This window comes from Sphingomonas lenta (assembly GCF_002288825.1).
GTDB lineage: Bacteria > Pseudomonadota > Alphaproteobacteria > Sphingomonadales > Sphingomonadaceae > Sphingomonas > Sphingomonas lenta.
The window spans coordinates 805,045-829,368 of record NZ_NSLI01000003.1 but is presented as its reverse complement, the minus strand read 5'-3'; the positions used below and the strand labels follow the sequence as shown (position 1 = coordinate 829,368).

The 24,324-nt window shown below is 71.8% G+C and carries 20 protein-coding genes and 1 tRNA gene; 8 read left to right on the top strand and 13 right to left on the bottom strand.

All coding sequences use genetic code 11. The annotated features are described in order from the left end of the window. Positions 1 to 5: 5 nt before the first annotated feature. The 5 genes from CKY28_RS11215 to CKY28_RS11195 all read right to left on the bottom strand — a co-directional run bounded on the left by CKY28_RS11215 (position 6) and on the right by CKY28_RS11195 (position 8,235). Positions 6 to 2,390 (bottom strand): beta strand repeat-containing protein, encoded by a 2,385-nt coding sequence (locus tag CKY28_RS11215; protein ID WP_095998388.1) that lies wholly within the window; start codon positions 2,388 to 2,390, stop codon positions 6 to 8. A 238-nt stretch (positions 2,391 to 2,628) separates the two neighbouring features. Then, positions 2,629 to 4,224, bottom strand: a complete 1,596-nt coding sequence (locus CKY28_RS11210; protein ID WP_095998387.1) for an ABC transporter permease — start codon at positions 4,222 to 4,224, stop codon at positions 2,629 to 2,631. Next, the gene (locus tag CKY28_RS11205) at positions 4,221 to 5,060 is read right to left on the bottom strand and encodes an ABC transporter ATP-binding protein (RefSeq protein ID WP_095998386.1); all 840 of its coding nucleotides are present in this window, start codon (positions 5,058 to 5,060) and stop codon (positions 4,221 to 4,223) included. The genes CKY28_RS11210 and CKY28_RS11205 overlap by 4 nt, the downstream gene beginning before the upstream one ends. Positions 5,061 to 5,077: 17 nt before the next feature. Then, entirely contained in the window at positions 5,078 to 5,632 is a 555-nt protein-coding gene (locus CKY28_RS11200) for a biliverdin-producing heme oxygenase (protein WP_095998385.1), read from the bottom strand. Continuing rightward, positions 5,629 to 8,235 carry a histidine kinase dimerization/phosphoacceptor domain -containing protein gene (locus CKY28_RS11195; RefSeq protein ID WP_095998384.1) on the bottom strand — a complete coding sequence of 869 codons (2,607 nt, stop codon included), beginning with the start codon at positions 8,233 to 8,235 and terminating at the stop codon, positions 5,629 to 5,631. Before CKY28_RS11195 ends, CKY28_RS11200 begins: the two co-directional genes overlap by 4 nt. A 208-nt stretch (positions 8,236 to 8,443) precedes the next feature. On the opposite strand from CKY28_RS11195, the gene CKY28_RS11190 reads away from it, so the two are divergent. Next, positions 8,444 to 9,019: a bifunctional transcriptional activator/DNA repair enzyme AdaA gene (locus CKY28_RS11190; RefSeq protein WP_095998383.1), complete on the top strand. Its 576-nt coding sequence runs from the start codon at positions 8,444 to 8,446 to the stop codon at positions 9,017 to 9,019. Between the two features lie 14 nt (positions 9,020 to 9,033). Continuing rightward, complete coding sequence (locus CKY28_RS11185; protein WP_095998382.1) at positions 9,034 to 9,786, top strand: isocitrate lyase/PEP mutase family protein; 753 nt, start codon at positions 9,034 to 9,036, stop codon at positions 9,784 to 9,786. 7 nt (positions 9,787 to 9,793) lie between these two features. Here CKY28_RS11185 and CKY28_RS11180 read toward each other — a convergent pair whose 3' ends face one another. Continuing rightward, complete coding sequence (locus CKY28_RS11180) at positions 9,794 to 11,221, bottom strand: peptidase S41 (protein WP_095998381.1); 1,428 nt, start codon at positions 11,219 to 11,221, stop codon at positions 9,794 to 9,796. A gap of 294 nt (positions 11,222 to 11,515) precedes the next feature. Between CKY28_RS11180 and CKY28_RS11175 the strand changes: the two genes are divergently transcribed. Beyond that, a complete protein-coding gene (locus tag CKY28_RS11175; RefSeq protein ID WP_095998380.1) occupies positions 11,516 to 13,327 on the top strand; it encodes an aminopeptidase P family protein in 1,812 nt (603 codons plus the stop codon). Here CKY28_RS11175 and CKY28_RS19285 read toward each other — a convergent pair. Next, positions 13,302 to 13,430 carry a hypothetical protein gene (locus CKY28_RS19285; RefSeq protein ID WP_281253236.1) on the bottom strand — a complete coding sequence of 43 codons (129 nt, stop codon included), beginning with the start codon at positions 13,428 to 13,430 and terminating at the stop codon, positions 13,302 to 13,304. The genes CKY28_RS11175 and CKY28_RS19285 overlap by 26 nt on opposite strands. Before the next feature lie 77 nt (positions 13,431 to 13,507). Between CKY28_RS19285 and CKY28_RS11170 the strand changes: the two genes are divergently transcribed. Then, positions 13,508 to 13,582, top strand: a tRNA-Thr gene (locus CKY28_RS11170). Positions 13,583 to 13,604: 22 nt separating this feature from the next. Here the strand turns inward: CKY28_RS11170 and CKY28_RS11165 are convergent. The 4 genes from CKY28_RS11165 to CKY28_RS11150 form a co-directional block, all read right to left on the bottom strand. Beyond that, entirely contained in the window at positions 13,605 to 14,501 is an 897-nt protein-coding gene (locus tag CKY28_RS11165) for an MBL fold metallo-hydrolase (RefSeq protein ID WP_095998379.1), read from the bottom strand. A gap of 38 nt (positions 14,502 to 14,539) precedes the next feature. Then, complete coding sequence (locus CKY28_RS11160; protein ID WP_095998378.1) at positions 14,540 to 15,370, bottom strand: HpcH/HpaI aldolase/citrate lyase family protein; 831 nt, start codon at positions 15,368 to 15,370, stop codon at positions 14,540 to 14,542. Between the two features lie 501 nt (positions 15,371 to 15,871). Next, a complete protein-coding gene (locus CKY28_RS11155) occupies positions 15,872 to 17,287 on the bottom strand; it encodes a UdgX family uracil-DNA binding protein (protein ID WP_095998377.1) in 1,416 nt (471 codons plus the stop codon). Beyond that, entirely contained in the window at positions 17,284 to 18,078 is a 795-nt protein-coding gene (locus CKY28_RS11150) for an aldo/keto reductase (protein ID WP_245841788.1), read from the bottom strand. The genes CKY28_RS11155 and CKY28_RS11150 overlap by 4 nt, the downstream gene beginning before the upstream one ends. A gap of 85 nt (positions 18,079 to 18,163) precedes the next feature. Between CKY28_RS11150 and CKY28_RS11145 the strand changes: the two genes are divergently transcribed. Next, positions 18,164 to 18,838: a DedA family protein gene (locus tag CKY28_RS11145; protein WP_095998375.1), complete on the top strand. Its 675-nt coding sequence runs from the start codon at positions 18,164 to 18,166 to the stop codon at positions 18,836 to 18,838. Here CKY28_RS11145 and CKY28_RS11140 read toward each other — a convergent pair. Both CKY28_RS11140 and CKY28_RS11135 read right to left on the bottom strand, forming a co-directional pair. Continuing rightward, complete coding sequence (locus CKY28_RS11140) at positions 18,780 to 19,493, bottom strand: DJ-1/PfpI family protein (RefSeq protein ID WP_095998374.1); 714 nt, start codon at positions 19,491 to 19,493, stop codon at positions 18,780 to 18,782. The two genes, CKY28_RS11145 and CKY28_RS11140, sit on opposite strands and share 59 nt — an antisense overlap. Before the next feature lie 90 nt (positions 19,494 to 19,583). Further along, the gene (locus CKY28_RS11135) at positions 19,584 to 21,026 is read right to left on the bottom strand and encodes a hypothetical protein (RefSeq protein WP_095998373.1); all 1,443 of its coding nucleotides are present in this window, start codon (positions 21,024 to 21,026) and stop codon (positions 19,584 to 19,586) included. 121 nt (positions 21,027 to 21,147) lie between these two features. On the opposite strand from CKY28_RS11135, the gene CKY28_RS11130 reads away from it, so the two are divergent. The 3 genes from CKY28_RS11130 to CKY28_RS11120 are packed head-to-tail and all read left to right on the top strand — an operon-like array spanning position 21,148 to position 24,148. Continuing rightward, positions 21,148 to 22,284 (top strand): 8-amino-7-oxononanoate synthase, encoded by a 1,137-nt coding sequence (locus CKY28_RS11130; protein WP_095998372.1) that lies wholly within the window; start codon positions 21,148 to 21,150, stop codon positions 22,282 to 22,284. Further along, complete coding sequence (bioD, locus tag CKY28_RS11125; RefSeq protein ID WP_095998371.1) at positions 22,281 to 22,901, top strand: dethiobiotin synthase; 621 nt, start codon at positions 22,281 to 22,283, stop codon at positions 22,899 to 22,901. Before CKY28_RS11130 ends, bioD begins: the two co-directional genes overlap by 4 nt. Beyond that, positions 22,898 to 24,148 carry an adenosylmethionine--8-amino-7-oxononanoate transaminase gene (locus CKY28_RS11120; protein WP_095998370.1) on the top strand — a complete coding sequence of 417 codons (1,251 nt, stop codon included), beginning with the start codon at positions 22,898 to 22,900 and terminating at the stop codon, positions 24,146 to 24,148. Before bioD ends, CKY28_RS11120 begins: the two co-directional genes overlap by 4 nt. The last annotated feature ends 176 nt before the right edge of the window (positions 24,149 to 24,324 follow it).

Genomic DNA, 24,324 nt, shown 5'->3' with positions numbered 1-24,324 from the left:
GCGGCTCACATGAACAGGTCGTCCGCGCCCGTGTTCGTCGAACCTACGCGGCTGTAGACGAAATAGGTCACCCCATTCATCGTCACCGATCCGTCGAACTCGAGCGAGCGCACGGCGCCGTTGTTGATGCGGACGCTCGTCCCGTCGGACAGGTTCAGCGTGCGATCGCCGCCGAAATCGATCCGGCCGTCGCCGTCGCTGTCGGAGATCGCGGTGGTCGTGACCAGCAGGTCCTCCGTCCCGAACCCGTTGATCCGGTCGTCGCCGAAGTCGAGCCCGAGCGCGGTGTCGAAGAAGAAGATCTGCTCGCCCGCCGCGCCGTTAAGTATGCTGTTCCCCAACCGTCCTTCGATCGCGCCCGTGGGCCGGGTCGCCGCGTCGGCATAGGCGAAGTTGCCGTCGGGCAGCTGGCCCAGGAAGCGCAGGCCGGACGCGGGGTCGAGCCCGGCGAACCGCACCGTGTCGTTCCCGTTCCGCCCGTCCAGGTCGAGCACGCTGTTCGGGCCGAAGGTGATGCGCCCGTCGCCGTTCCCGTCGCGCAGCGCCGCGTCGGTGACGAACAGGTCTACCTTCTGGAAGTCGAGGATCGTGTCCGACCCCGTCTCGCCGACGATCGAGTAGGAGAAGCGGTCGTTGCCGCCGCCGCCGATCGACTGGTCGTCGCCGGCCCCGCCCTCCAGCCGATCGCGGCCCGCGCCGCCGACCAGGAAGTCGTTCGCCGTACCGCCGGTGACGGTGTCGTCGCCCATGCCGGCGTTGAAGTAGTAGGAACGCGTCGGCTGGACGGCGGTGAGCGCGTCGGCCCCCATCGTGCCGAGCGTCACCACCTCGAACCGGTCGCCGCGCTGCGTCCCGCTCACCAGGTCGCGCACGTCGAAGGTGACGCCCGCCCCGCCCACGAAGGTCACGCCCTCGTCGTCGTACCGGCTGACGGCGCCCGTCGGCATGTCCATCCCGTTCTCGGCCTGCAGCCGGACGGCGAGCCCGCCGTCCTGGTTCGCCATCGTGTTCGAGTCGTTCGCGTTGCCGTTGCCGACCTCCGCGGAGGTGAAGGTCAGGCGCACCTGACCCGGCGCGGTCCGGTTGATCGTCACCACGTCCGACCCGGCGCCCAAGTTCACCGTGTCCGCACCGTCGGTGTCGGCGTTCGCGATCACCCGGTCGGCGCCGTTCCCGATCTCGTTGATCACGTCGGCCCCACCGCTGCCGATATAGCTGTCGTCGCCCTCGCCGCCCGACAGCCGGTCGTCGCCCGCGCCGCCGACCAGGAAATCGTTGCGGTCGCCGCCGAACACGGAGTCGTTCCCCATGCCGGCGTTGAAATAGTAGGACCGGCCGGGATCGGTGACGAGGAAGTCGGCGCCCATCGTGCCCAGCACGACCACGTCGAACTGGTCGCCGCGCGCCGCGCCGCTGACGAGGTCGCGCACGTCGAAGGTCAGGCCGGCCGTGCCCGACACGAAGGTCACGCCCTCGTCGTCGAAGCGGCTGACCGCGCCCGCGGGCGTGCCCGACGCGTCTTCCGCCTGCAGCCTCACCGCCAGGCCGCCGTCCTGGTTCATCATCGTGTTTGAGTCGTTCGGGTTGCCGTTGCCGACCTCGGCGGAGGTGAAGGTGACGCGCACCTGCCCGGCCGCGCCGGTGACGCTCACCACGTCCGACCCGTCGCCCGTGTCCACCGCGTCCGCGCCGCCGGTGGCGATGTCGAAGATCACCCGGTCGTCGCCGCCGCCCGTGTCGGTGATCGTATCGGCGCCGCCGCCGCCGATATAGCTGTCGTTCCCCGCGCCGCCCGCGAGCGAGTCCGCTCCCGCGCCACCGACGAGGAAGTCGTTCGCGTCGCCGCCCGTGACGGTGTCGTCGCCCATGCCGGCGTTGATGTAGTAAGCTTGGCCGGGCAGCACCGCGCCCAGCGTGTCCGCGCCCATCGTACCCAGCGTCACGACGCCGAACTGGTCGCCGCGCCGCACGCCGCTCACCAGGTCGCGCACGTCGAACGTCTGGTTGAGGCCCGCGACGAAGGTGATGCCCTCGTCGTCGTAGCGGCTGACGGGCCCGGTCAGGCCGTCCGACCCGTCCTCCATTTGGAAGCGGACCGCGAGCCCGCCGTCCTGGTTCATCATCGTGTTCGAGTCGTTCGGGTTGCCGTTGCCGACCTCCGCGGAGGTGAAAGTCAGGCGCACCTGGCCGGCCATGCCGGCGACCAGCACGGCGTCGGAGCCGCTGCCCAGGTCGACCTGGTCCGCGCCGTCGGTCGACGGGTTGACCAGCGCGACGTCGTCGCCGCCCAGCCCCGTGATCGTGTCGTTCCCGCCCATGCCGTTGATCTGGTCGGCGTCCTCGGTGCCCGTCAGGACGTCGTCGCCGGAAGTGCCAATCACCACAGCCATGTCACTCTCCCGTTGTCGCCGCGCCGGGTCCGGAAAGCCGGGACGGTCGCGCGCGCGGAGTTACGGGGCGAGCGGTGCGATGGTTGCACCGCCGGTAAGTATTTTTCGGCTCTTGCCAGTTCTCGCGCGTATCACCGAAATGGAGAGACGCGCCGGCCTAGTAATCGCCCGACTTTTCTACTTGTCAGCGCCTTGTTTTCGCTCGCGAACAGCTCGGCGATGCGGCTCGGTCAGCTTTTCACGCGCCGCGGCGTACCGGCGAGCGACCGCACGCCCACGCCGCGAGCAAGCCCGCCACTACCGCCCAATAGAGCCGAAACGCTCCCGCCCCCTCCGCGCCGCTCAGCGCGGGCGGCAGCGGCGAACCCGGGTAGAGGCCATAGCGGTAGATCGGGTCCGTCCAGCCCAGCCGGTTGAGCGCCATCGACCCGATCAGCCAGAACACCATCAGCCCCCATCCCGCGAGCTTGTTGGGGCTGAGCGCCTGGAAGAACAGCGCCAAGACGCCCACGAGCAGCCAATCGAACCAGCGCGGGAGCAGGTACCAGGTGACCCACGCGCCGAGGTCGGGCGCACTCCCACGCGCGAGCTGCACCGCCACCCCCGCCCCCGCCGTCGCGAGCGCCAGCCCTGCGAGCACCAGCGCCAACGCGACGAGCTTGGGCACGACCAGCACCGGCGGTTCGACGGGCGCGGCGGCGAGGAGCCCGTCCATCCGCCGCTCCCGCTCGCTCCAGTAGAGCTCGCCCGCGAAGAAGATCGTCGTCACCACGGGCGCGAGCCGGAACGCCTCGATCAGGGCACGCACCAGCCCCGTCGTGCTAGGGTCGGGCGCGCGCCACAGCGCAGCCGCGGCGTGCGCGAGGCCGAGCAGGAGGAGGACGGCGAACGGTGGCGTGAGCACGACCTGCCGCAGCTCCAGCGCGACGCGCATCCGCACCTGCGCCCAAGCGAGCGCCGCATCGAACCGCACGCCCCCACCCGCCCCTCCCCCGGCGAAGGCCGGGGCCCAGTCACGATGGTCTTCGTGGTAGGTCGCCCCCGCTCGCGATGTGACCATAACTGGACCCCGGCCTTCGCCGGGAAGGCGCGCGGAGTTGCGGGAACCCGAACGCCGCAACCCGATCCGTCCGGCAAGGACGAACACCCCCGCCACCCCCACCCACAACACCCGGTTCGCGAGCAGCACCCCCTCCACCCCCGGCCAGTCTCGCTCCGACCGCGCCGCACTCCACCCCCGAGTCAGCTCCTCCACCGCCGCGAACCCGAACGGCTCCCACAAAGGCCCGACCTCCGCCCCCAGCCCGTACAGCGTCAGCAGCGCGACCGCGCCCAACAGGCACCCCGTCATCGACCGCGTCGCCGTCGCCAGCCCGAAGCACAGCGCGCACCCGAGAAGCAGGTTCGGCACCGCCAACCCGAAGAACGCGAAGCCGTAAGCCCCCGCCGGCGCGCCCGTCCCCTTCACCAGCCCCGCCGCCCACGAGGTCGCCGGCACCGACAGGAAGCACAGCAGCACCGCCGCGAACGCCCCCGCGAACCGCTGGAGCACGTACCCGCCGCGCGACACGGGCGTCGCCCGCACCACCCCCGCCATCCCCGACTGCTCGTCGCGCAGCACCGCGTCCGCCACGAACGCGGCGGCGGTGAACAGGTAGAACAACGTCCACACCTGGTGCACGCGCAGGACGTTCGCCGCCCCGCCGACCTCTCTCAGGCCGACGCGGAGCGCGTCGATCGCCTCCGCCCCCGCAACCATCAGCGCGGATACGGCGAAGACGATCCAGAAGACGCGCCCGCGCAGCTGCTGGCGCAGCTCGAACCAGGCGATCACGATGCGCCCCGCAGCGCGGCGAAATACGCGTCCTCCAGGTCCGGCTCGGCGGGCGCGAACCCCGGCCCGGGCGGCACGTCACCGATTACCCGCACCACGCGCCGCCCCTCGACCAGCCGCGACGACGCCACCACCGCCCCTTCCGGCGCGGCCTCGCCCGCCCAGACGCGCCCGCGCATCGCCGCGACCAGATCACCCGGCGCACCGTCCGCCAGCACGCGCCCGCCGCCCAGCACGCCCACGCGCCGGCACAGGTTCGCCACGTCCTCGACGATATGCGTCGACAGGATCACGACCGCGCGTTCGCCCAAGCCGAACAGCACGTCGTGGAAGCGGTTGCGCTCCTCCGGGTCGAGCCCCGCCGTCGGCTCGTCCACCACCAGCAGGTCCGGGTCGCTCAACAGCGCCTGCGCCACGCCCCAGCGCTGGCGCATCCCGCCGGAGAAGCCCGACACCGCCCGGTCACGCGCGTCCCACAGGTTCACGAGCCGGAGCAGCCGCTCCACCGCGCTGCGTCGGTCGCGCACGCCCTTCAGCACCGCCATCTGCGCCAGCAGCTCGGCCGCGGACACGCCGGGGTAGACGCCGAAATCCTGCGGCAGATAGCCCAGCCTGCGCCGAACCGCGCGCGGCTCCGCGAGCACATCGATCCCGTCGAACTGCACGCGCCCGCTCGTCGGCCTCTGCAACGTCGCGACCACGCGCATCAGCGACGACTTGCCCGCCCCGTTCGGCCCCAGTAGCCCGAACAGACCTCTCGCCACCGACAGCGTCACGCCGTCCAGCGCACGCGTGCCGTCCGGGTAAGTGTGCGAAACGTCCTCGACCTCCAGCATCGTGGCCGGAAACGAGCCTAGCCGGCCAACCGCTCCCTCAAGTGCCGAAACGTCCGCCGCGCCGCGTCCACCGCCTCGTCCTCCTCGTGCGCCTCCACGTCGGCGGCCAGCCGCGCCTGGAACACCCGCCACATCGCCCCCGTCCGCGCGCCGTACGGGTCGTGGTAGCCCGGCTCGAACCCGAGCACATCCCGCACCCGCCGCGCGATCAGCTTGCCGCCCAGCGTCGAGCCCTCCAGCACGTACATCGACCCCAGCGCCTCCGCGCGTGTGGCGAGCGCCAGCCCGGCCGCGTCCGCCGCGACCGGCTCCGCCCCTATCCGCTCCAGGTCTCCCGCCAACAATCCCAGCTTCCGCCGCGGCTCGAAGAACGCCGGATCGTCCACCAGCTCCGCCGCCCTCGGCTCCCACCACCCGTGGAACGCATGGAGCCGCCGCAGCCACCCGGCATAGGCCCCGACCGTCGCCGTCCGCCGCTCCCAATCCAGCGTCAGCTCGATCGCGTCGTGCTCGTCGCGCGTCTCCCGCCTCAGCCGCTCCACCACACCGCCCCGCGCGCGCAGGCCCGTCAAGCCGCCACCGTGAAGCAGGCCCCCGGTCGCCGGTCCGTATCGACTTTCAGTTCGCCGCCGATCTGCTGCAGCATCGCCCGGATCACGCGCATGCCCAAGCCGCCGGTCGAGCGCGGCCGGTCCGCCCAGTCCTCAGGCAAGCCCCGCCCCTCGTCGCACACCTGCATGCATAGCCCGCCCTCGTCGCGCGGGAGCACGCGCACGTGGATCGGCCCGTCCTCGCCCGGCGCATAGGCGTATTTCAGCGCATTGGTGACGAGCTCGGTGGCGATCAGCGACAGCGCCACAGCCGTGCGGCTCGGCACCATCAGCCCGCCCGCGGCGTCCACCTCCAGCCGCCCGCCCGCGCCCACGATGCCCTGGCCCAGGTCGTCGCACAGCTGCCGGAGCGTCTGGCCGATATCGACCATCTCGGCGGTCTCGGCATGCTGGAGGCTGTCGTGCACGCGCGCGACGCTCATGACGCGCGCGTAGGTGTCCTCGAACGCCGCGCGCGCCGCGTCGTCGTCCACCTTGCGCGCCTGGAGCAGCATCACCGAGGCCACGATCTGCAGCGAGTTCCTGACCCGGTGGTCGATCTCGCGCGCCAGCACCTCCTTCTGCTCGAGCGCCAGGGACAGCGCCGCCTGCTTGGCGGACAGCTCGGCGATCTTGCGGCCCTGGCGCAGCACCACGCCCTCCACGGCGGCCGCGAACCCCGCCGCCGCGTCGACCTGCCACGCCGCCCAGGGCTCGGCCTCGCCGCGCCGCTCCTCCACCCAGCGCTCGAACGACCGGCGCGGCAGCACGGTGCGCGTGGCGGTGTCGGCCAGCACCTTGGCGTTGGGGTCGCCGCCCCAGGCGACGGTGCCCGCCACCTCCGGCCGGAACCAGAGCAGCAGGTGCCGCCGTTCGGGGTCGACCCAGGCCGCCAGCAGCCCCGCCGCCGTGTCGGCGTGCGCCGCCGCGCCCGCCCAATGCTCCGAAAGGTCCGCCGTCGCGAAGGCGCGCCGCTCGGCCGGCATGTTGGCGGCCAGCCACGCCGCGAGCTCGCCCACGGCGTGCTCGGGCGGCGTCGCGCCCGCCGTCGCGACCCGCCCCTCGCTCCACACCGCCGCGCCCGTCGCGTTCAGCAGGTCCGCCATGGTCGGCGCACCCTCCGTCAGCGCCGCGACCACGTCGTCCGCGCCCGCCAGCCGCCGGAGCAGCGCGTTCTGCACGGTGAGCGCCGCCTGCTGCTCGCGCCAGGCCTGGTTGCTCGCGAGCTCGTGCACCCGGAGCGCGAAGGCGTCCGTCACCAGCCCCGCCAACGCGCGCGTCTCCGGCGTGACGTAGTGCGGCCGCCGGTGGTGCCCGATGATCAGCCCCCACAGCACGCCCTCGGCGACGACCGAGATCGACATGGACCCGTTCACGCCCAGGTTGCGCTGATATTCTAGGTGGATCGGCGACAGCGCGCGGCTGTACGCATAGGTTAGGTCCACCGTCTGGTTCGCCGCGGCCGGCTCGGCGAGCACGGCCGCGGGCACCGCGTCGCGGTCGACGACGAAGCGCGCCGGCGCCTTGGTGTAGAGCGCGCGCGCCTGCGCGGGGATGTCGGAGGCGGGGAAGCGCAGGCCCAGGAGCGACGGGTAGTCCTCGACCTTGCTCTCGCCCAGCGCCTCGCCGTTCCAGTCCGCGTCGAACCGGTACACCAGCACCCGCTCGAAGCCCGTCATCGCGCGGATCTCGTCGGCGCACGCCGCCGCCGCGTCGGCGAGCGTGGGCGCGGAGCGGATCCGGTTCACCGCGTCCCCCGCCTGCGCCGCGGTCGCCGCGCCGAAATCCTCCGGCCGGTCGGGCAGCATCTCCAGCTCGACCACCAGCCGCCCGTCGTTCAAATGCGCCGTCAGCGCGAAGCAGCGCTCCTCCGGCCCGAGCCGCACCGTCTCGCGCCAGGGCCGCGTCGGCACCGTGAGCCCACCCACCTCGACGGCGTGGCGGAGCCGCACCACCACCGCGTCCGGCAGCACCGCATCCAGCCCGCGCCCCAGCACGTCCGCCGGCGCGACGCCCGCCATGTCGGCCAGGTTGTCGCTGCACGCGCAGATCGAAAGCGTATCCGGATCGACCGCCAGCATCGCCGCGTGCGGCTGCACGCTGCCCGGGATGTGGATCGGCTCGCGCTCGCACACCGACGCGTCGATCGGCTCCGCGCGGCTCCGGCGGTCCACCGCATCCTGCGCCATGTCGGCGGCCATGCGGTGCCGGCTGGGTGCGAGCAGGCCCAGCTGATGCACCACGATCCAGTACCGCCCCGGCTCTCGCGCCTCCCGCATCGCCACGCGCACCCGCGCCGGCGGGTCGAAGCCGAACACGAACCCGAACTCCGCGTCCAGCGCTCCGCGCCTGACGCCCTCCAGGAACCGCCCATGGAACGCCGGCAGGTTGGTGCACGGCGCCACCTCGCGGAAGAAGTCGCGCCCCATCACCTGGGCGGGATCACGCCCCGAAAAGCGGCTCTCCGCCTGGTTGTAGAGGGTGATCCGCCCCGCCGCGTCCACCTGGATCACCCCGAACGGCAGCGCGTCCAGCGCCTCCGCCGACAGATCGTCGAGCGACGCCGCGGGCGCGACGGCCGTCACGCGGGCACGACCGGAACAAGAACTTGAGAATACACCATTCGTTACGGGCCGTAACGTCAACGCCCCTCGCCTGTCCACCTGTCGCGACTTGATGTGGATCAGCTTTCCGGACCGTTGCGGCACGGGTCTGCGCCCGCGATCGGTCGTTCCCGGACGCGCACATCGCTCGGCGCTCGCGCCGCGCCGCCCCGCCGCCTAGACCGGTTCCATGCTCGATCCGGCCACCTGCCTCGACGCGATGCGGCGACGCGACCCGGCCCATGACGGCCGCTTCTTCGTCGCGGTGAGGACGACCGGCATCCACTGCCGCCCCGTCTGCACCGCGCGCATGCCGCGGCCGGAGAACGTGCTGTTCTTCGGCAGCGCCGCCGCCTGCGAGCGGGCGGGCTTCCGCCCCTGCCTGCGCTGCCGGCCGGAGACCGCGCCCTTCTGCCCCGCCTGGAACGGCACGCGCACCACCGTGGAGCGCGCGCTCAAGCTGATCGAGGCCGGCGCGCTCGACCGCGGCGGCGTGGACGCGCTCGCCGCGCGGCTCGGCGTCGGCCGGCGGCACCTGTCGCGCCTGTTCGACCGCCACCTCGGCGCGTCGCTCGCCCAGGTCGCGCGCACGCTCCGCGTCCAGCGCGCCAAGCGCCTGCTCGGCGACACCGACCTCCCCATCCCCGAGATCGCCGCCCGCGCCGGCTTCCCCAGCGCGCGCCGCATGAGCGCCGCCTTCACCAGCCTCTACGGCCGCCCGCCCTCCTCCCTGCGGAGGCAGTCCCCCTTCACCCCGACACCTTAGTCGAAGGAGCACCGATGCCCGACCAGTTCGCCCGCGCCGACGCCTTCCGCGCCCTCCACGTCCCCGGCCGCCCGCTCGTGCTCTACAACGTCTGGGACGTGGGCAGCGCCCGCGCGGTCGCCGCCTCGGGCGCACCCGCGCTCGCGACGGGCAGCTGGTCCGTCGCCGCCGCGCAAGGCTATCCCGACGGCGAGCGGATGCCGCTCGACCTCGCGCTGTCGATCCTCGGACGCATCTGCGCGGCCGTGGACCTGCCCGTCTCCGCCGACCTCGAAGCCGGTTACGACGACGTCGCCCGCACCGTCGCCCGCGCGATCGAGGCGGGTGCCATCGGCTGCAACCTGGAGGACAGCCTGCCCGCGACCGGCGCGATGCGGCCCGTCGCCGAGGTCGCCGCCCGCCTCGCCGCCGCCCGCACCGCCGCCGATTCGGGCGGCGTGCGCGCCTTCGTGAACGCCCGCACCGACGTCTTCTTCCAGGCGCCCGCGACGGCGCACGACGAGGCGATAGCGGACGAGGCGATCGAGCGCGCCCGCGCCTATGCGGACGCCGGGGCGGACGGCGTCTTCGTCCCCGGCCTCGCCGACGAACGCCTGATCGCCCGCATCACGGCCGCCTCGCCGCTCCCCGTCAACATCCAGGGCGGCCCCGGCCTGCCCCCGCCCGCGCGCCAGGCCGAACTCGGCGTCGCGCGCGTCAGCTGGGGCCACCGCTCCTACCTGGCGGTGATGCAGGCGGTCGAGGACGCCGCGCGCGCTGCGCTCTAGCGCCGCGTCAGAGCGACGCGATCCACCGCCGGATGCCCGCCGTGTCGCCCAGCGCGCCCGTCCACTCGTGCTTGGGCGTGGCGGGCACGTTCGACCCGCGCGGGCGGCCGCGATAGACCTTCATTGGCACCCAAATGCGTGCGCCGTCCGCCGTCGTCTCGTCGCGGGTCTCCATGTACAACGTATCCGCCGACGTCTCGCGACCGACCTGGGTCGCGCCCATCGCGGTCAGCACGTCCACCGCGTCCAGGCACGCGGACGCGCAGTCCTCGTCCGTGAACACGAACGCCTTCGCCGAAACTGCATGGACGGGTCCGCCTTCGGGCTCGGGCCAGAGGTCGTCCGGCTCGCGCCATAGCTGTACGCCCTGCGCCCGCGCGCGCGTCAGCCCCTCTGCGAGCGCGTTCACGCCCTTGTAGATCGCCGGATCGCTCTCGCGCTTGCCCTCGAACATGCGCTGATACTCGCGCACCGCCGCGACGTTGGCGTCCGACACGCGCCAGTCGACGCCCTCCGACACGTGCGTCCGCCCGTTCACCGCGCCCTCGCCCCAGATCGCGCCGGCGGCTTGGTTGATCCAGGAGGACGAGCCACCGTTGTTGCCGCGCAGGTCGAACACGACGCGCGGGCTCCGCCGAATCTCGTCGGCACGGGCCGCGATCTCCGCGTTCAACGCGGTCAGCGCGCGGCCCTGCTCCGACTGCGGATCGGCCTCGAACGAGCCCATGTTCACCCAAAAGCTCCCGTCCGACAGCCGCTCCAGCGACACGGGCGACCGGTGCCGCACACGCGCCTTATGCTCCGCCTCCCCCAGCTTCCACATGCGATCCGCGCTGATCGGTCGCCAGCGCAGCACCACGTCACGTGTCGCGCCTCCCCTCTCGAACGTGCAGCGCGTGAGCGGAGCGTTCCATGGGTTGTCCGACGGCATGAACAGGCTTCCGCTCAGCCGCTCGCGATAGGACCGAAGGGTCCACTTGCCGTGGAACCGCCCGACCCGCTCCGCCGCCAGCGACGCCGTGTCGCGCCCGTCGCACGCCGCCACCGTCGCCCCCACGACGATGCCGGGCTCCTCGGAATGCGATACGACGTGCCGGCCATCCGCGAACCGCGTCACGAAGCCCGCCCAGTGATACGCCCTCGGCGCCGGCCCGTCGGGGGTGAGGATGCCCAGATGCCCGTCGTCGAACGCCGCGGTCAGCTCCCAAAGCGCCCAGAAACGGTGCACATGGCTCGTCGTCGTCCTCGCCCGCTCCAGCGCTCGGGCGTGCGCACGCTCCAGCGTCTCTCGAAACCTCGGATTTTCGGGATCGACCGGCCCCGGATGCGAGTCCAGCACGACCGCGCGGAACCGATCGGCGTCGCGCTTCAGCTTCGCGCCCCAATCGGTATCCGCCACGGCTACGGACAGCGCCATCGACATCAGCAGCGGCATCGCACCCCCTGTCCTACAGCGTCCATTTCTGTCACGACTCGAGGCTAGCATGACGCGCCCGCCCGCCCAACCGCTCCACCCGCAGCCCATACCGGCGCACGCCCGCACGTCGCGACGTAGCCACGCCTTCGCGATCCTGTCGCGCGGCGGGAGCGCGGACGTCGCGAGGGTATCGCATGGCCGTCGCGTCGGTGTCGCGTCGTCGGCGCGCGGTAATGGCTTCCCCGTCGCGTTTCTCTCCTTAGGGGAGCGGTTTACGCGTCAACTCCCATCAACTTATCCAGGTTCGCACCCATGGCTCTAGCCGATCCCTCCTACGCCGACCGCCTTCGCGCCCTGCGCGCCGAGCTCGCCCGCCGGCAGCTCGACGGCTTCGTCGTCCCCCTCACCGACGAGCATATGAGCGAGTATGTCGGCGCCTACGCCCAGCGCCTCGCCTGGCTCACCGGTTTCGGCGGCTCGGCGGGGACCGCCGTCGTGCTGCCGGCGGAGGCGGCGATCTTCGTCGACGGACGCTACACGCTCCAGGTGCGCGAGCAGGTCTCGGCCGACCACTGGTCCTTCCAGCAGGTGCCTGACGTCAGCGTCGCCGAGTGGCTGGGCGAGCACGCTCCGCAAGGCGCGCGAATCGGCTACGATCCCTGGCTCCACACCCGCGCTTGGGTGCGCCAGGCGGAGCAGGCGCTCGCCGACAGAGGCGCGACGCTCGTCCCCGTCGACGCGAACCCGATCGATGCCGTCTGGTCCGACAAGCCCGCACCCTCACCCGCCAAGCTCGTCACCTACTCGGACGAGCTCGCCGGCAAGAACTCCGCCGCTAAGCGCGCGGAGATCGCCGACTGGCTCGAGCAGCGGAACGCCGACGCCGTGGTCCTCTCCGCGCTCGACTCGATCGCCTGGGTCTTGAACGTGCGCGGCGGCGACGTCGACCACACGCCCGTCGCGCTCGCCTACGCGCTCGTGCACCGCGACGGCACCGCCGACCTGTTCGTCGCCCCGGAGAAGGTCGACGACGCCGTCCGCCAGCACCTCGGCAACAGCGTACGTGTCCACGACCGCGCCGAGTTCGTGTCAAACTTGTCAAAGTTGGGCGGCAAGCGCGTCGCCGTCGATCCGGAGCGCGCCGTCGCCGCCATCTTCGACCGGCTGGAGGCGGGCGGCGCGAAGACGCTCGCACTTCGCGACCCCGTCGTCCTCGCCAAGGCGCTCAAGAACGACCGCGAGATCGCCGGCCACCGCGCGGCCAGCATCCGCGACGGCGCCGCGATCACCCGCTTCCTCCGCTGGGTCGAGACCGAGTGCCCGAAAGGCGGCCAGACCGAGCTCTCCGCCGCCGCCAAGCTGCTCGAGTTTCGGCAGGCGACCGGCGCGCTCGTCGACACCAGCTTCTCGACTATCTCCGCCACCGGCGCGCACGGCGCGATCCCGCACTACCACGTCACCGAGGAGTCGAACGCGCCGATCGAGCCGGGCCAGCTCTTCCTGATCGACTCGGGCGGCCAGTATCTCGACGGCACCACCGACATCACGCGCGTGATGCCGATCGGTGAGCCCACGCCCGAAATGCGCGACCGCTTCACCCGCGTGCTCCGCGGCCACATCGCCATCGCCACCGCCGTCTTTCCCGCTGGCACATTGGGCGGCCAGATCGACGCCTTCGCCCGTCGCCCGCTCTGGGAGGCCGGACTCGACTACCCGCACGGCACCGGCCACGGCATCGGCGCCTACCTCTCGGTCCATGAAGGCCCGCAGCGCATCGCCGCGCCCAACTACCCCGGCGGCGCGGCGATGGAGCCGCTACGCGCCCGCATGATGCTCTCCAACGAGCCCGGCTACTACAAGGCGGGCGAGTACGGCATCCGCATCGAGAACCTCGTGCTCGCAGTCGAGCGCGACATCCCCGACGGCGACCGCCCGATGCTCGGCTTCGAGACGATGACGCTCGCCCCCATCGAGCGCACGTTGATCGACCCGTCCCTGCTCACCGCCGACGAGCGCGCCTGGGTGGACGGGTACCACGCCCGCGTGGCCGAAGCGCTGGGCCCCGAGCTGGGCGCCGACGAGCGCGCCTGGCTCGCGCTCAAGTGCGCTCCTCTTCAGGCTTGACGGGAGGTCCCGCCTCTTGCCCGCGCGCCTGCTCTTTGCGCCGCCGGAGATTGGCCCGCAACTGCGCCGCCAGCCGCTCCGCCCGCTCGTCCTTATCCGCCATGCGCCCGATTATCGTGTGGCCGGAGCGCCTTGACAATCCGCCGTCGCTCCGCTCTAGGCGCGGCTCTTCGCGGGTGTGCTGCCGTAGCTCAGTGGTAGAGCGCATCCTTGGTAAGGCTGAGGTCGCGAGTTCAATCCTCGCCGGCAGCACCACCCGCGGCGATCATACACATCGTCACCGCCTTCGCTGCGCCAGCTCGCGCGCGACCGCCTTGACGTTCTCCTCGACCAGGCTCGGGATCTCCGCGACGGGCGTCCGCTCGCCGAGGCGGCTTCGCACCTGCGCCGCCACCGCCTTCACCTTGTCCGGCGGCAGCACGCCGTCCACCGGCCCCGCCGCCGCGACGAGCCGCCGATAGGTGATGAGCGTCTTCTCCGTGTCCGCCGCGATCCGGTCGAGCGTCCCCGCCTCCCCATGCCCCGGGTACAGCACGCGCGTCCCCGGATGCTCCCGCCGCAGCGCGCCGAGCTGCTTCAGCCACGGCCCCGTGCGGCCCTCCATCAGGAAGTCGGTCATGCCCGCCACCGCGATGTCGCCGCCGAACAGCACCCGGTGCTCGGGGTTGTAGAAGCTCGTCGCCGACACCGCTTCGCCCGACCCGTACTCGTACGTCTTGAACGCGAGGCCCGCGACCTCGATCGTGGAATAGTCGGGGAACAACCGCCCCGGCACCGGAAAGGCGCGCGGCGCCTGCGCGCCCAGCGCCCGCGTCATCTTCTGGAACCCCATGCCGTCGGTGCGAATCTCGCGCGCGGTGTTGGGGCTGGCGTAGACGGGGACGTTCGGAAAGGCTTCGCGGAACTGGTCGAGCCCGCCGATATGGTCCGGATGCGGATGCGTCAGCAGCACCGCCGCGAGCGGCTCGCCCGCCGCCTTGACCCGCTCGATCAGCTTGGCCGCCGCCGCGCGGTCGCGCTGCACGTCGACGACGATCAGCCCGTCGGGCGCGTGCACGATCCAGCTGTTGACCGAACCGTCGCCCGGCACCGTGAAGCGCTCGACGCGCAACGGCTCCTGGGCCGCCCCGGGCGCGGCCAGCGCCGCCGCCAGCGCCATCGACTTCCACATCATCGCCCGGCTCCTGCACCCGTGACAGGGCCGGAACGAGCTCAGCCGAGCTTCGATCCCGCCACCGCCAGCACGCGCCGCGCCTCCTCCAGGTGCAGAAGCTCGACCATCCTGCCCTCCACCCGGATCGCGCCGCGCCCGGCGTTCTCCGGCAGCGCGAACGCGGCCGCCACGGTCTCCGCCCAGGCGACCTCGTCCGCGCTCGGGGTGAACACCCGGTTGGCGGGATCGATCTGGCTCGGGTGGATCAGCGACTTGCCGTCGAACCCGAGTTGGAGCCCCTGCATCGCCTCCCGCTCGACCGCGGCCGGATCGTCGATCGCGTTCGACACGCCGTCGATCGCCGCCAGCCCCGCCGCCCGCGCCGCCACGATGATCTGCGCGAGCAGCGGCACGAGCGGCGCACGGTCCGCCCCCGGCCGGCAGCGCATCTCCTTGGACAGGTCGTTCGTCCCGGCGACGAGCGCGGCCGGCCCCGCCTCGACGATCTCGCGCAGAGCAAGCAGGGCCCGGCACGTCTCGATCATCGCCCAGACCGGCTTGGCCACCGCCGCCCGCGCGCGCGCGACCTCCTCCGCCCTCGACACCTTGGGGACGAGCACCGCGTCGACAGGCGCGTCGGCCAGCGCCGCGAGGTCGTCCGCGCCCCACGCCGTATCCAGCCCGTTCGCCCGCACCACAAGCTCGCGCCCCCCGAACCCGCCCGCCCGCGCCGCCTCCACGGCCGCGATCCGCGCTTCCCGCTTCGCCTCAGGCGCGACCGCGTCTTCCAAATCGAGCACGACGACGTCGCAAGCGAGCGATCGCGCCTTCTCGATCGCGCGCGGGTTGGAGGCGGGCAGGAACAGGACGGAGCGGCGGGGACGGTACATGCGGTCGCTATAAACCGGCCCGACCCGCCGGTGAACGGGCCGCATGCGCCGCGACCTAGCTCCGCTTCTCCCTCCCCTCTCCCGCTTTCGCGGGAGAGGGGTCATACTCGCAACGAATCGGAGGCGAGTACGCCGAAAGCCGCTGTCCTACAGCGCACGAATGTGATCCAACCTAGTTCGTGACCGCACAGCCCCTGCCCGTCATCCCGGCCTTGAGCCAGGGTCTCGCTTTTTTTTCCGGCGTCGGAGAGGAAAGCAGGATGCGTGACCAAATCCGGCATTGCGAGGGAGGGTGGCGTCCAAAGGCGTCAAACTCACGATCGACACGGAATCAACAGCTTAGTCGCAAACTGCGCCTTCTCCGTCGCGAAAAAGCGCGAACGACTCGACGCCCCGTGTAAAAGTCGTCCAAGTCGCCGCGAACAGTCGAGCAAGCTCAGTCACTTGGCTCCATCGGCACGCTCCAACATCCGTGCCGACGCGTCCACCTTCACGCAAACCTCACTTCGCCTCGCCCACGACCCCCTCCAGCACGCGGTGCGCCGCTTTCAGGTCCTCCACGAACCGCCCGAACTCCACCTCGGCCATCGCGGGGTCGGGCAGGCGCAGGAGGTAGCTCGGGTGCACGGTGATCCACGCTTCGCCGCCGCCGGGCAGCTCCAGCGGCCGCCCGCGCTCCTTGCCGATCGTCACCGTGCGGCCGAACAGCGACCTGGCCGCCGTCGCGCCCAGCGCCACCGTCACGCGCGGGCGGAGCAGCATCTGCTCCTGCTCGATCCACCAGCGGCACGCGTTGATCTCGCCCGTGTCGGGCTTGGCGTGGATGCGCCGCTTGCCGCGCGCCTCGAACTTGAAGTGCTTCACCGCATTGGTGACGTAGGCCTCCGTCCGGTCGATCCCCGCCTCGTCGAGCGCGCGGTTGAACATCTGGCCTGCGGGACCGACGAAGGGCCGCCCGGCCAGGTCCTCCTGGTCGCCCGGCTGCTCGCCCACGAACATCATGGTGGCGCCCACCGGCCCTTCGCCGAACACCGTCTGCGTGGCGTGCTTGTAGAGGTGGCAGCGCGTGCAGCCGCGCGCCTCCTCGCGGAGCGCTTCCCACGCGGCCTGGGCGTTGTCGCCGATCTCCGCTGCCCTCGCCGTCTCGATCATACCGCTCTCCCGCGCCTGCGCCCCCGCCAGCAGCTCGGGCACGAGCGCGGTCTCGGGCATGTTCCGCCAGTATTTCTTGGGCATCTCGCGCAGCATCGCGCCTACCTTGACGCGCGCCGGGTTGAAGATGCTGCGGTAATAGGTCTTCCAGACCTCCTCGACCGGATCGCCCTCCGGCGCGTCGGCGCGGCTCGCGCCCGGCCCTTCGCACAGCGTCTGGCCGTCCCAGTGCAGCGACAGCTCGGGCGTCAGGATCGACCAGCGCATCGATGCGAAGCGGTTGACGAAGAACGCCGCGTTGGCGCGCACGATGTGGTGCTCGGGCTCGAAGAAAGCGACGTAGCGCGACCCGTCCTTGTCCGTGATCTCGCGGAAACGAACGAAGGCGCGCATCTTGTGGATGTCGCGCCGCACGCCCTTGGCGATGACGTCGAGCCGCCGGAGCAGCGGGTCCGCCCCGTCCTCCATCAGCTTGGGCTCGCCCCGCAGTCGGCAGAGCGCCGTGTAGAGCAAGGAGAAGCGCTCGGGATCGTCCGCCAGCACCACGTCGCGCGCCAAGTCGATGAACGCGCGCGGCACGGAGAAGCCGGGGCTCGCCGCGGGCGTCGAAGTGCGCGCCTCCGCCTGGCCCACGAACAGGTCGACGGGCTGGTCGCCCACCTGCCAGATCACCTGGTCGGGCGGCACGCCCTCCGCCGCCAGCGCCCGCGCCGCGTCGCGCCAGCCCTCGAAATCGTCGGGCTCGGCGACCTGCGCGACCCTCATCCGAAGCGCCTCGGGTCCGGCCCGATCCGCCCTTGCGGAGAGTCGAGCCCGTCCAGCGCCGCCACGTCCTCCTCGTCCAACTTGAGCTCGATCGCCTTGAAGTTCTGCGCCAAACGGTCGGGATCGGCCGATTTCGGAATTACGGAGAAGCCATGATGGAGGTGCCACGCCAGGATGGCCTGCCCCGCCGTCGCGCCGTGCTTCTCCGCGACGCGCAGCACCGTCGCGTCCTGGAGGATGTCGCCGCCCTGCCCGAGCGGCGACCAGCTCTGCGTCACGATCCCGTGCGCGTCGTGATACTCGCGCAAGCTCCGCTGCTGGAAGCGCGGGTGAAGCTCGATCTGGTTGACCGCCGGCGTGACGCCCGTCGCCGCCGAGCAGCGGTCCAAATGCTCGGGCATGAAGTTCGATACGCCGATCGACCTGACCTTGCCTGCCTCGCGCAGCCGCACCAGCGACTCCCAAGCGGTGAGATAGCTCTCGCCCGACGGCCGCGGCCAGTGGATCAGGTACAGGTCGACCGCTTCCAAGCCCAGGAGCATCAGGCTCTCGTCGAGCGCCGCCTCCGCGTCCTCGTGCCGGTCGTTCCACAGCTTAGTCGTGACGAACGCGTCCTCGTCGGCGCGCAGCCCTTCGCCGACGCCGCGCTCGTTATGGTAGATCGCGGCCGTGTCGATCAGCCGGTATCCGACGTCGAGCCCGTGCCTGACGATCGCTGGCGCCTGGCTGTCGGGGATCTGGTAGGTGCCGAGCCCGAGCCGGGGCATCGAGCGGCCGTCGTTCAGTTGCATATCCGCCATATCCCGCGCCCAACCGTTCTGCACGACGGGCGGTTCCGATTGACGGGGGCGGAACCCTGCCCCAATCGCCGGGCCCATGATCGAAAGCATCATCGCCGCGCTCGTCGCGTTCTGCGTCGCGGTCATCCGTGCGGGCGGCTACCTCGGCGTCGTGATACTCATGGCGATCGAGAGCGCCTGCATCCCATTGCCCTCCGAGATCATCATGCCCTTGGCCGGCTATCTGGTCTCGACGGGCGAGTTCAACATCTACCTCGCCGCCACCGCGGGCGCGTTCGGCTGCAACGTCGGCTCCGTGTTCGCCTATGCGGCCGGCAAGTACGGCGGCCGCCCCTTCGTGGCGCGCTGGGGCAAGTATTTCCTGGTCGGCCTGGACGAGGTCGACGCCGCCGAGCGCTTCTTCGCGCGCTGGGGCTCCTGGGCGGTGCTGGTCGGCCGGCTCTTGCCCGTGATCCGCACCTTCATCGCCTTTCCGGCGGGCGTGGCGCGGATGCCGCTCGTGCCGTTCCACGTCTACACCTTCATCGGCTCCTGGCCCTTCTGCTTCGGCCTCGCCTGGGTCGGGCGCGAGCTGGGCGAGAAGTGGAACAGCGACCCGCGCCTCAAGGAGGCGTTCCACCAGGCGCACATCGTCATCGGCGTGCTGGGCGCCGCGGCGATCGCCTTCTACATCTGGCACCGGGTGAACGGCATCAAGAAGAACCGCGCGATCCTGGCCCAGCCCGACCCCGTCGATCCGCGGCGGCCCTGAGCTCCGCCTCGCGGTTCGGCGCGATCCGGTGCGCGCGCCGCCGGTACTGCGCCACCAGCTCCTCGCCCGCGCGCTCGGGCGAGCCTGAGTCGAACGGCGGCTGCGGATTGTATTCGAGGCTCAGCTGCACCAACCGCGCATGCGCCTCGCCGCGCACCTGCGCCATCAGCGTCAGTGCGAAGTCTATGCCGGCGGTCACGCCGCCCCCCGTCACCCGGTTGCGGTCCACCACGACGCGCTCCGCCACCGGCTCCGCGCCGAACAGCGGCAGCATGTCCATCCACGCCCAGTGCGTCGCCGCCCTGTAGCCCTGGAGCAGCCCCGCCCCGCCCAGGATCAGCGATCCCGTGCACACGCTGGTGACCCACCGTGCGTCGCGTCCGACGCGCTCCACCCAGCCGATCGCCTCATCGTCGGCGATGACGTCCGCTACCCCGATCCCGCCCGGCACGCACAGGATGTCGGCGGCGGGCACGTCGGCGAACGTCGCCGTCGGCAGGATGGAGAAACCCGCGTCCGTCGCCACCGGCTTGGCGTCGCGCCACACGAGGTCGATCCGGGCGTTCCCCAGCCGCGACAGCACCTGCGCCGGCCCCGTCAGGTCGAGCTGCGTGACGTTGGGAAACAGCAGAAACGCGACCCTGAGTTCGTCCATCGCTCGTCTCCCCTGTTCCGTTCGTGCTGAGCTTGTCGAAGCACCGTCCTTCTTACCACCGGCGCCAAGAAGAACAGCCCTTCGACAAGCTCAGGGCGAACGGCTGGAGGAGACGCGCCAAACGAGCCAACCCACCATCAGCAGCGCCACGGCGACATACACCGCCAACCCCGCCCAAACCGACCAGCCCAGGAACTCGCTCGGGAATGTGCGCAGCTGCCCCTGCGAGAAGCGCTGGTCCCACACGACCTCCTTCACCGGCCAGGCGAACTCGGGCGGCGCCATCACGTCCGCGCTCGCGATTACGAGGTTGAGCGCCACCGACACGCCCAGCACCGCCAGCAGCAGCCCGCGCTCCCACGCCCGCCCGAGCGACGCCCACAGCGCACCCACGCCCAAGCCCAGCATCCCCGCCGCCGGCATCGCGTGCCGCGGCCCCGTCGAGTTGCCGCCGTCCCAGTAGAAGTAGGACGCGTTCACCAGCAGCACGATCAGCGCCACTGCGCCCGCCGTCACCGCCAGCCCGCGCGCTCCGCGTCGCCCAGCCAGCTCGACCAGCCCGAACACGCCCATCGCCAGCACCGGCGCGACCCAGAGCAGCCCGCGCCGCGACCCGAACAGGATCTCCCAGAGCACTTCGCCCGACGGCCGGGTCAGCCCGAACAGCCCCTGGTCCATCCCCTCCCAGCCGACCACGCCCTGATAGCCCAGCCGGAACACCGTCCCGAACGCCACGAGGTTGTAGAGCAGGAACGGCAGCGCCGCCGCAGCACCTCCCGCGACCGCCAACCCGATCAGCCGCCACCGCTCCGGCCTGCGCCACACCCGCACGAGCGCCCAGACCGCGACCGCCGACCCGGCGATCACCGCCTGATGCTCGACCACCACCGCCCATCCGAGCGCCGCACCCGCCAGCGCCGCCAGCCCCGGCCGCGTCTCGCGGGCGGTCCCCCGCCACACCGCCCACAGCACGACCACGAACAGCGCCGCCACCGCCGCGTGCCCGAACAAGGTCGCCGACCACCCCCAGATCGGCGATCCCAGCGCATAGGCCAGCGCCGCCATCAGCCCCGCCCCGCGGCTCCCGGTCGCGCCCGCGCCCAGATCGAACAGCAGCACCGCGGCGAGCGCGGTCAGCAGCGCCGGCCCCATCGCCACCGCCAGCCATTGCCGCGCGGCCATGAACCGCCATAGCTCCGCCGACCCCCAATGCTTGGGCAGCCCCGCCGATCGCTCGCCCGTCGCAACGCGCATCAGCGCCACCGCGGGCAGCGCGGCTAGCGTCATCCCCGGCACCTTGTCGGAATAGAAGTGCTCGCCAAACCGCGCCTTGTCGATCGTCAGCTCCGCGAACTCGTCAATCGTTGCGTCGCCGTCTTCGACCAGGCTCACCGCCGCGAACAGCCTGACCGCGTTGTTGGGATTGCCCTCCCACGACCCGAACCAGGCGCAGGAGAACCATACGAGCAGGAACAGCCCGACCTTGACCGCCCGGTTCTCCCCTTTCCGTTCGTGCTGAGCTTGTCGAAGCACCGCTCTTCCTACCACCGAAGCAAAGAAGAACAGCCCTTCGACAAACTCAGGGCGAACGGATAGATGCTATAACTCCCCATCCACTTGCGCCCCATCGCGAAAGCCGCCACGGCCCGCGCTCATGGCCGCCCGAGCCCCAACCGCGCCCCTCTCCTTCGCCCGCCAGCACGCCGACCTCCGGGACCTGGAGGCGCGCCACCGCGCCCGCGCGCTCCGGCCCCGCGCGGGCGTCGATTTCTCGTCGAACGACTATCTCGGCCTGGCCGGCTCGCCCCGCCTCGCCGATGCGATCCGCGACGCGCTCGCCCGCGGCGTGCCCGTCGGTTCCGGCGGCTCCCGCCTGCTTCGCGGCAACCACCCCGAGCACCAGGCGCTCGAAGCCGAAGCCGCCCGCTTCTTCGGCGCTGAAGCCGCGCTCTGGTTCGGCAGCGGCTACGCCGCCAATGCAGCGCTTCTCGCCACCCTGCCCCAGCGCGGCGACCTCGTCGTCCACGACGCCCTCGTCCACGCCAGCGCGCACGAGGGCATGCGCCTGTCGCGCGCGCAAGCCGTCGCCGCCGCGCACAACGACGCCCAGGCGTTCGACGACGCCCTCGCCCGCTGGCGGCGCGGCGGCGGGACGGGCGACGCCTGGATCGCCGTCGAGAGCCTCTACAGCATGGACGGCGACCGCGCGCCGCTGGACGACCTCCTCGCCGTCGCCGAGCGCCGCGGCGCGGTGCTGCTGATCGACGAGGCGCACGCCACCGGCGTCTTCGGCGCACACGGCCGCGGCCTCGTCGCGCATCTCCAGGGCCGCGAGGACGTGATCACGCTCCACACCTGCGGCAAGGCGCTGGGCGGCGAAGGCGCGCTCGTCTGCGGCCCCAAGGTCGTGCGCGATTTCCTGATCAACCGTGCCCGCCCCTTCATCTTCTCCACTGCTCCTTCCCCGCTCATGGCCGCCGCCGTGCGCGAGTCCTTACGCATCCTAGAGGACGAGCCCGAACGCCGCACCCGCCTCCGCGCGCTGATCGCGCACGCCGAGCGCGCCCTGGCTCCGCACGGCGTCACCCCCACCGGCTCGCAGATCCTGCCGCTCATCCTCGGCGACGACGCCCGCACCATGCAGGCGGCCGAGGCGCTGCAAGCCGCCGGTTTCGACGTCCGCGGCATTCGCCCGCCCACCGTGCCGCCCGGCACCGCGCGCTTGCGTCTCTCGCTCACGCTGAACGTGACCGAGGCCGACATCGACGCGCTGGCGGACGCGCTCGCATGACCGCGCTCGTCGTCACCGGTACCGACACCGACGTCGGCAAGACCGTCTTCGCCGCCGCCCTCACCGCCGCGCTCGGGGCTTATTACTGGAAGCCCGTCCAGTCCGGCTTGGCCGACGGCACCGACGCCGACCGCGTCGCGCAGCTCGCGAGCATCCCGAGCGACCGCATCCTCCCCGAAACCTACCGCCTCACCGCCCCGCTCTCCCCGCATCGCGCCGCCGAGCTCGACGGCGTCATCATCGACCCCGCCCGCCTCGACCTGCCCTCCGTCCGCCCGCTCATTGTGGAGGGAGCCGGCGGCGCGCTCGTGCCCGTCACCCCCGACCTGCTCTACGCCGACCTGTTCGCGCGCTGGTGGCTCCCCGCTGTGATCGTCGCCCGCACTGTGCTCGGCACGATCAACCACAGCCTGCTCACCGTCGAAGCGCTCCGCACCCGCGGCGTGCCTATCCTGGGCGTCGCCTTCGTCGGCGACGCGCAAGAGGACAGCGAGGCTACGATCGCCCGCATCGGCCGGGTGAAGCGCCTCGGCCGCCTGCCGCGCCTGGACCCGCTCACCCCCGACACGCTCGCCGCCGCCTTCGACGGAAACTTCCGCCGCGAGGACTTCGCGTGACCTCCCCCGTCTGGCACCCCTTCACTCAGCACGGTCTGGCCGAGCCGATCCCGCTTGTCACCCACGCCGAGGGCGCGGCGCTCCACACCGCCGACGGCCGCCGCGTCGTCGACGCCATCTCCAGCTGGTGGGTGACCACGCACGGCCACCGCCACCCCCGCATCAGCGCCGCCATTGCCGAGCAGGCAGCCAGGCTCGACCAGATCATCTTCGCCGGCTGGACGCACGAGCCCGCCGAAAGGCTCGCCCGCGGCCTCCGCCGGATCATGCCCGAGACGCTAGCCTACGTCTTCTTCTCCGACTCCGGCTCCACCAGCGTCGAGGTCGCGCTCAAGATGGCGCTGGGCTACTGGGCCAACCGCAACGAGCCCCGCCACCGCATCCTCGTGCTCGAGCACAGCTATCACGGCGACACGATCGGCGCGATGTCGGTCGGCGCGCGCGGCGTGTTCAACGCACCCTACGCGCCGCTCCTGTTCGACGTGGGCGTGATCCCGTTCCCGCACGGCGACGGCCAGGCGACGCTGGACGCGCTTGAGGCCGCGGCCCAAGATCACCCCGCCGCCTTCATCGTCGAGCCGCTGATCCTCGGCGCGGGCGGCATGCTCACCTACCCGCCCCGCCTCCTCGCGGAGATGCGCGCCGTCTGCGAACGCCACGGCGTGCTCTTCATCGCCGACGAGGTCATGACCGGCTGGGGCCGCACCGGCACGCTGCTCGCCTGCGAGCAGGCCGGCGTCACGCCCGACCTCCTCTGCCTGTCCAAGGGCCTGACCGGCGGCAGCCTGCCGCTCGCGGTGACGATGGCGACCGAGCCGATCTACGACGCGCACCTGTCCACCGATCGCGCGCGCATGTTCTTCCACTCGTCCAGCTACACCGCCAACCCGATCGCCTGCGCCGCGGCGGTCGCGAACCTGGAGGTCTGGCGCGACGAGCCCGTCCTCGACCGCGTCGCCGACCTCGCCTGCCGTCAGCGCGAGCGCCTGGACGGGCTCGCGACCCTGCCCGGCGTCCGCAACCCCCGCGCGCTCGGCACCATCGCCGCCGTCGACTTGGAGGATGCGCAGGGCGGCTATCTCTCCGACCTCGCCCCCCGCCTCCTCGCCCGCTTCCGCGACGCCGACCTGCTGCTCCGCCCCTTGGGCAACACCGTCTACGTCATGCCGCCCTATTGCATCGACGACGCCGACCTCGACCGCATCTACGCAGCGATCGGCGAAGCCGCCGAGGACATCGCGCGCTAGCGACGGAGCGACGCGCCGAAACCGCTGTCCTACAAGCTTTCGCCGAGCTAGCGTTCGATTCGCTCTTTCACATCGTCGACCCGAACCACGCCCGCAGCCGACGGTCGCGACCATGCCGCCGCGCAAGAAAGTTGCCGGCCGACGCAACGCAATGTCCGAACGGGCGCGAAGTGTGC

Coding starts and splice junctions, on each gene's coding strand:
- CKY28_RS11180 (WP_095998381.1), bottom strand. CDS start 11,221: ATGCCGCTGCTGATGTCGATGGCGCTGTCCGTAGCCGTGGCGGATACC.
- bioD (WP_095998371.1), top strand. CDS start 22,281: ATGACCGCGCTCGTCGTCACCGGTACCGACACCGACGTCGGCAAGACC.
- CKY28_RS11140 (WP_095998374.1), bottom strand. CDS start 19,493: ATGGACGAACTCAGGGTCGCGTTTCTGCTGTTTCCCAACGTCACGCAG.
- CKY28_RS11165 (WP_095998379.1), bottom strand. CDS start 14,501: ATGATGTGGAAGTCGATGGCGCTGGCGGCGGCGCTGGCCGCGCCCGGG.
- CKY28_RS11175 (WP_095998380.1), top strand. CDS start 11,516: ATGGCTCTAGCCGATCCCTCCTACGCCGACCGCCTTCGCGCCCTGCGC.
- CKY28_RS11160 (WP_095998378.1), bottom strand. CDS start 15,370: ATGTACCGTCCCCGCCGCTCCGTCCTGTTCCTGCCCGCCTCCAACCCG.
- CKY28_RS19285 (WP_281253236.1), bottom strand. CDS start 13,430: ATGGCGGATAAGGACGAGCGGGCGGAGCGGCTGGCGGCGCAGTTGCGG.
- CKY28_RS11185 (WP_095998382.1), top strand. CDS start 9,034: ATGCCCGACCAGTTCGCCCGCGCCGACGCCTTCCGCGCCCTCCACGTC.
- CKY28_RS11190 (WP_095998383.1), top strand. CDS start 8,444: ATGCTCGATCCGGCCACCTGCCTCGACGCGATGCGGCGACGCGACCCG.
- CKY28_RS11130 (WP_095998372.1), top strand. CDS start 21,148: ATGGCCGCCCGAGCCCCAACCGCGCCCCTCTCCTTCGCCCGCCAGCAC.
- CKY28_RS11145 (WP_095998375.1), top strand. CDS start 18,164: ATGATCGAAAGCATCATCGCCGCGCTCGTCGCGTTCTGCGTCGCGGTC.
- CKY28_RS11155 (WP_095998377.1), bottom strand. CDS start 17,287: ATGAGGGTCGCGCAGGTCGCCGAGCCCGACGATTTCGAGGGCTGGCGC.
- CKY28_RS11205 (WP_095998386.1), bottom strand. CDS start 5,060: ATGCTGGAGGTCGAGGACGTTTCGCACACTTACCCGGACGGCACGCGT.
- CKY28_RS11215 (WP_095998388.1), bottom strand. CDS start 2,390: ATGGCTGTGGTGATTGGCACTTCCGGCGACGACGTCCTGACGGGCACC.
- CKY28_RS11150 (WP_245841788.1), bottom strand. CDS start 18,078: ATGCAACTGAACGACGGCCGCTCGATGCCCCGGCTCGGGCTCGGCACC.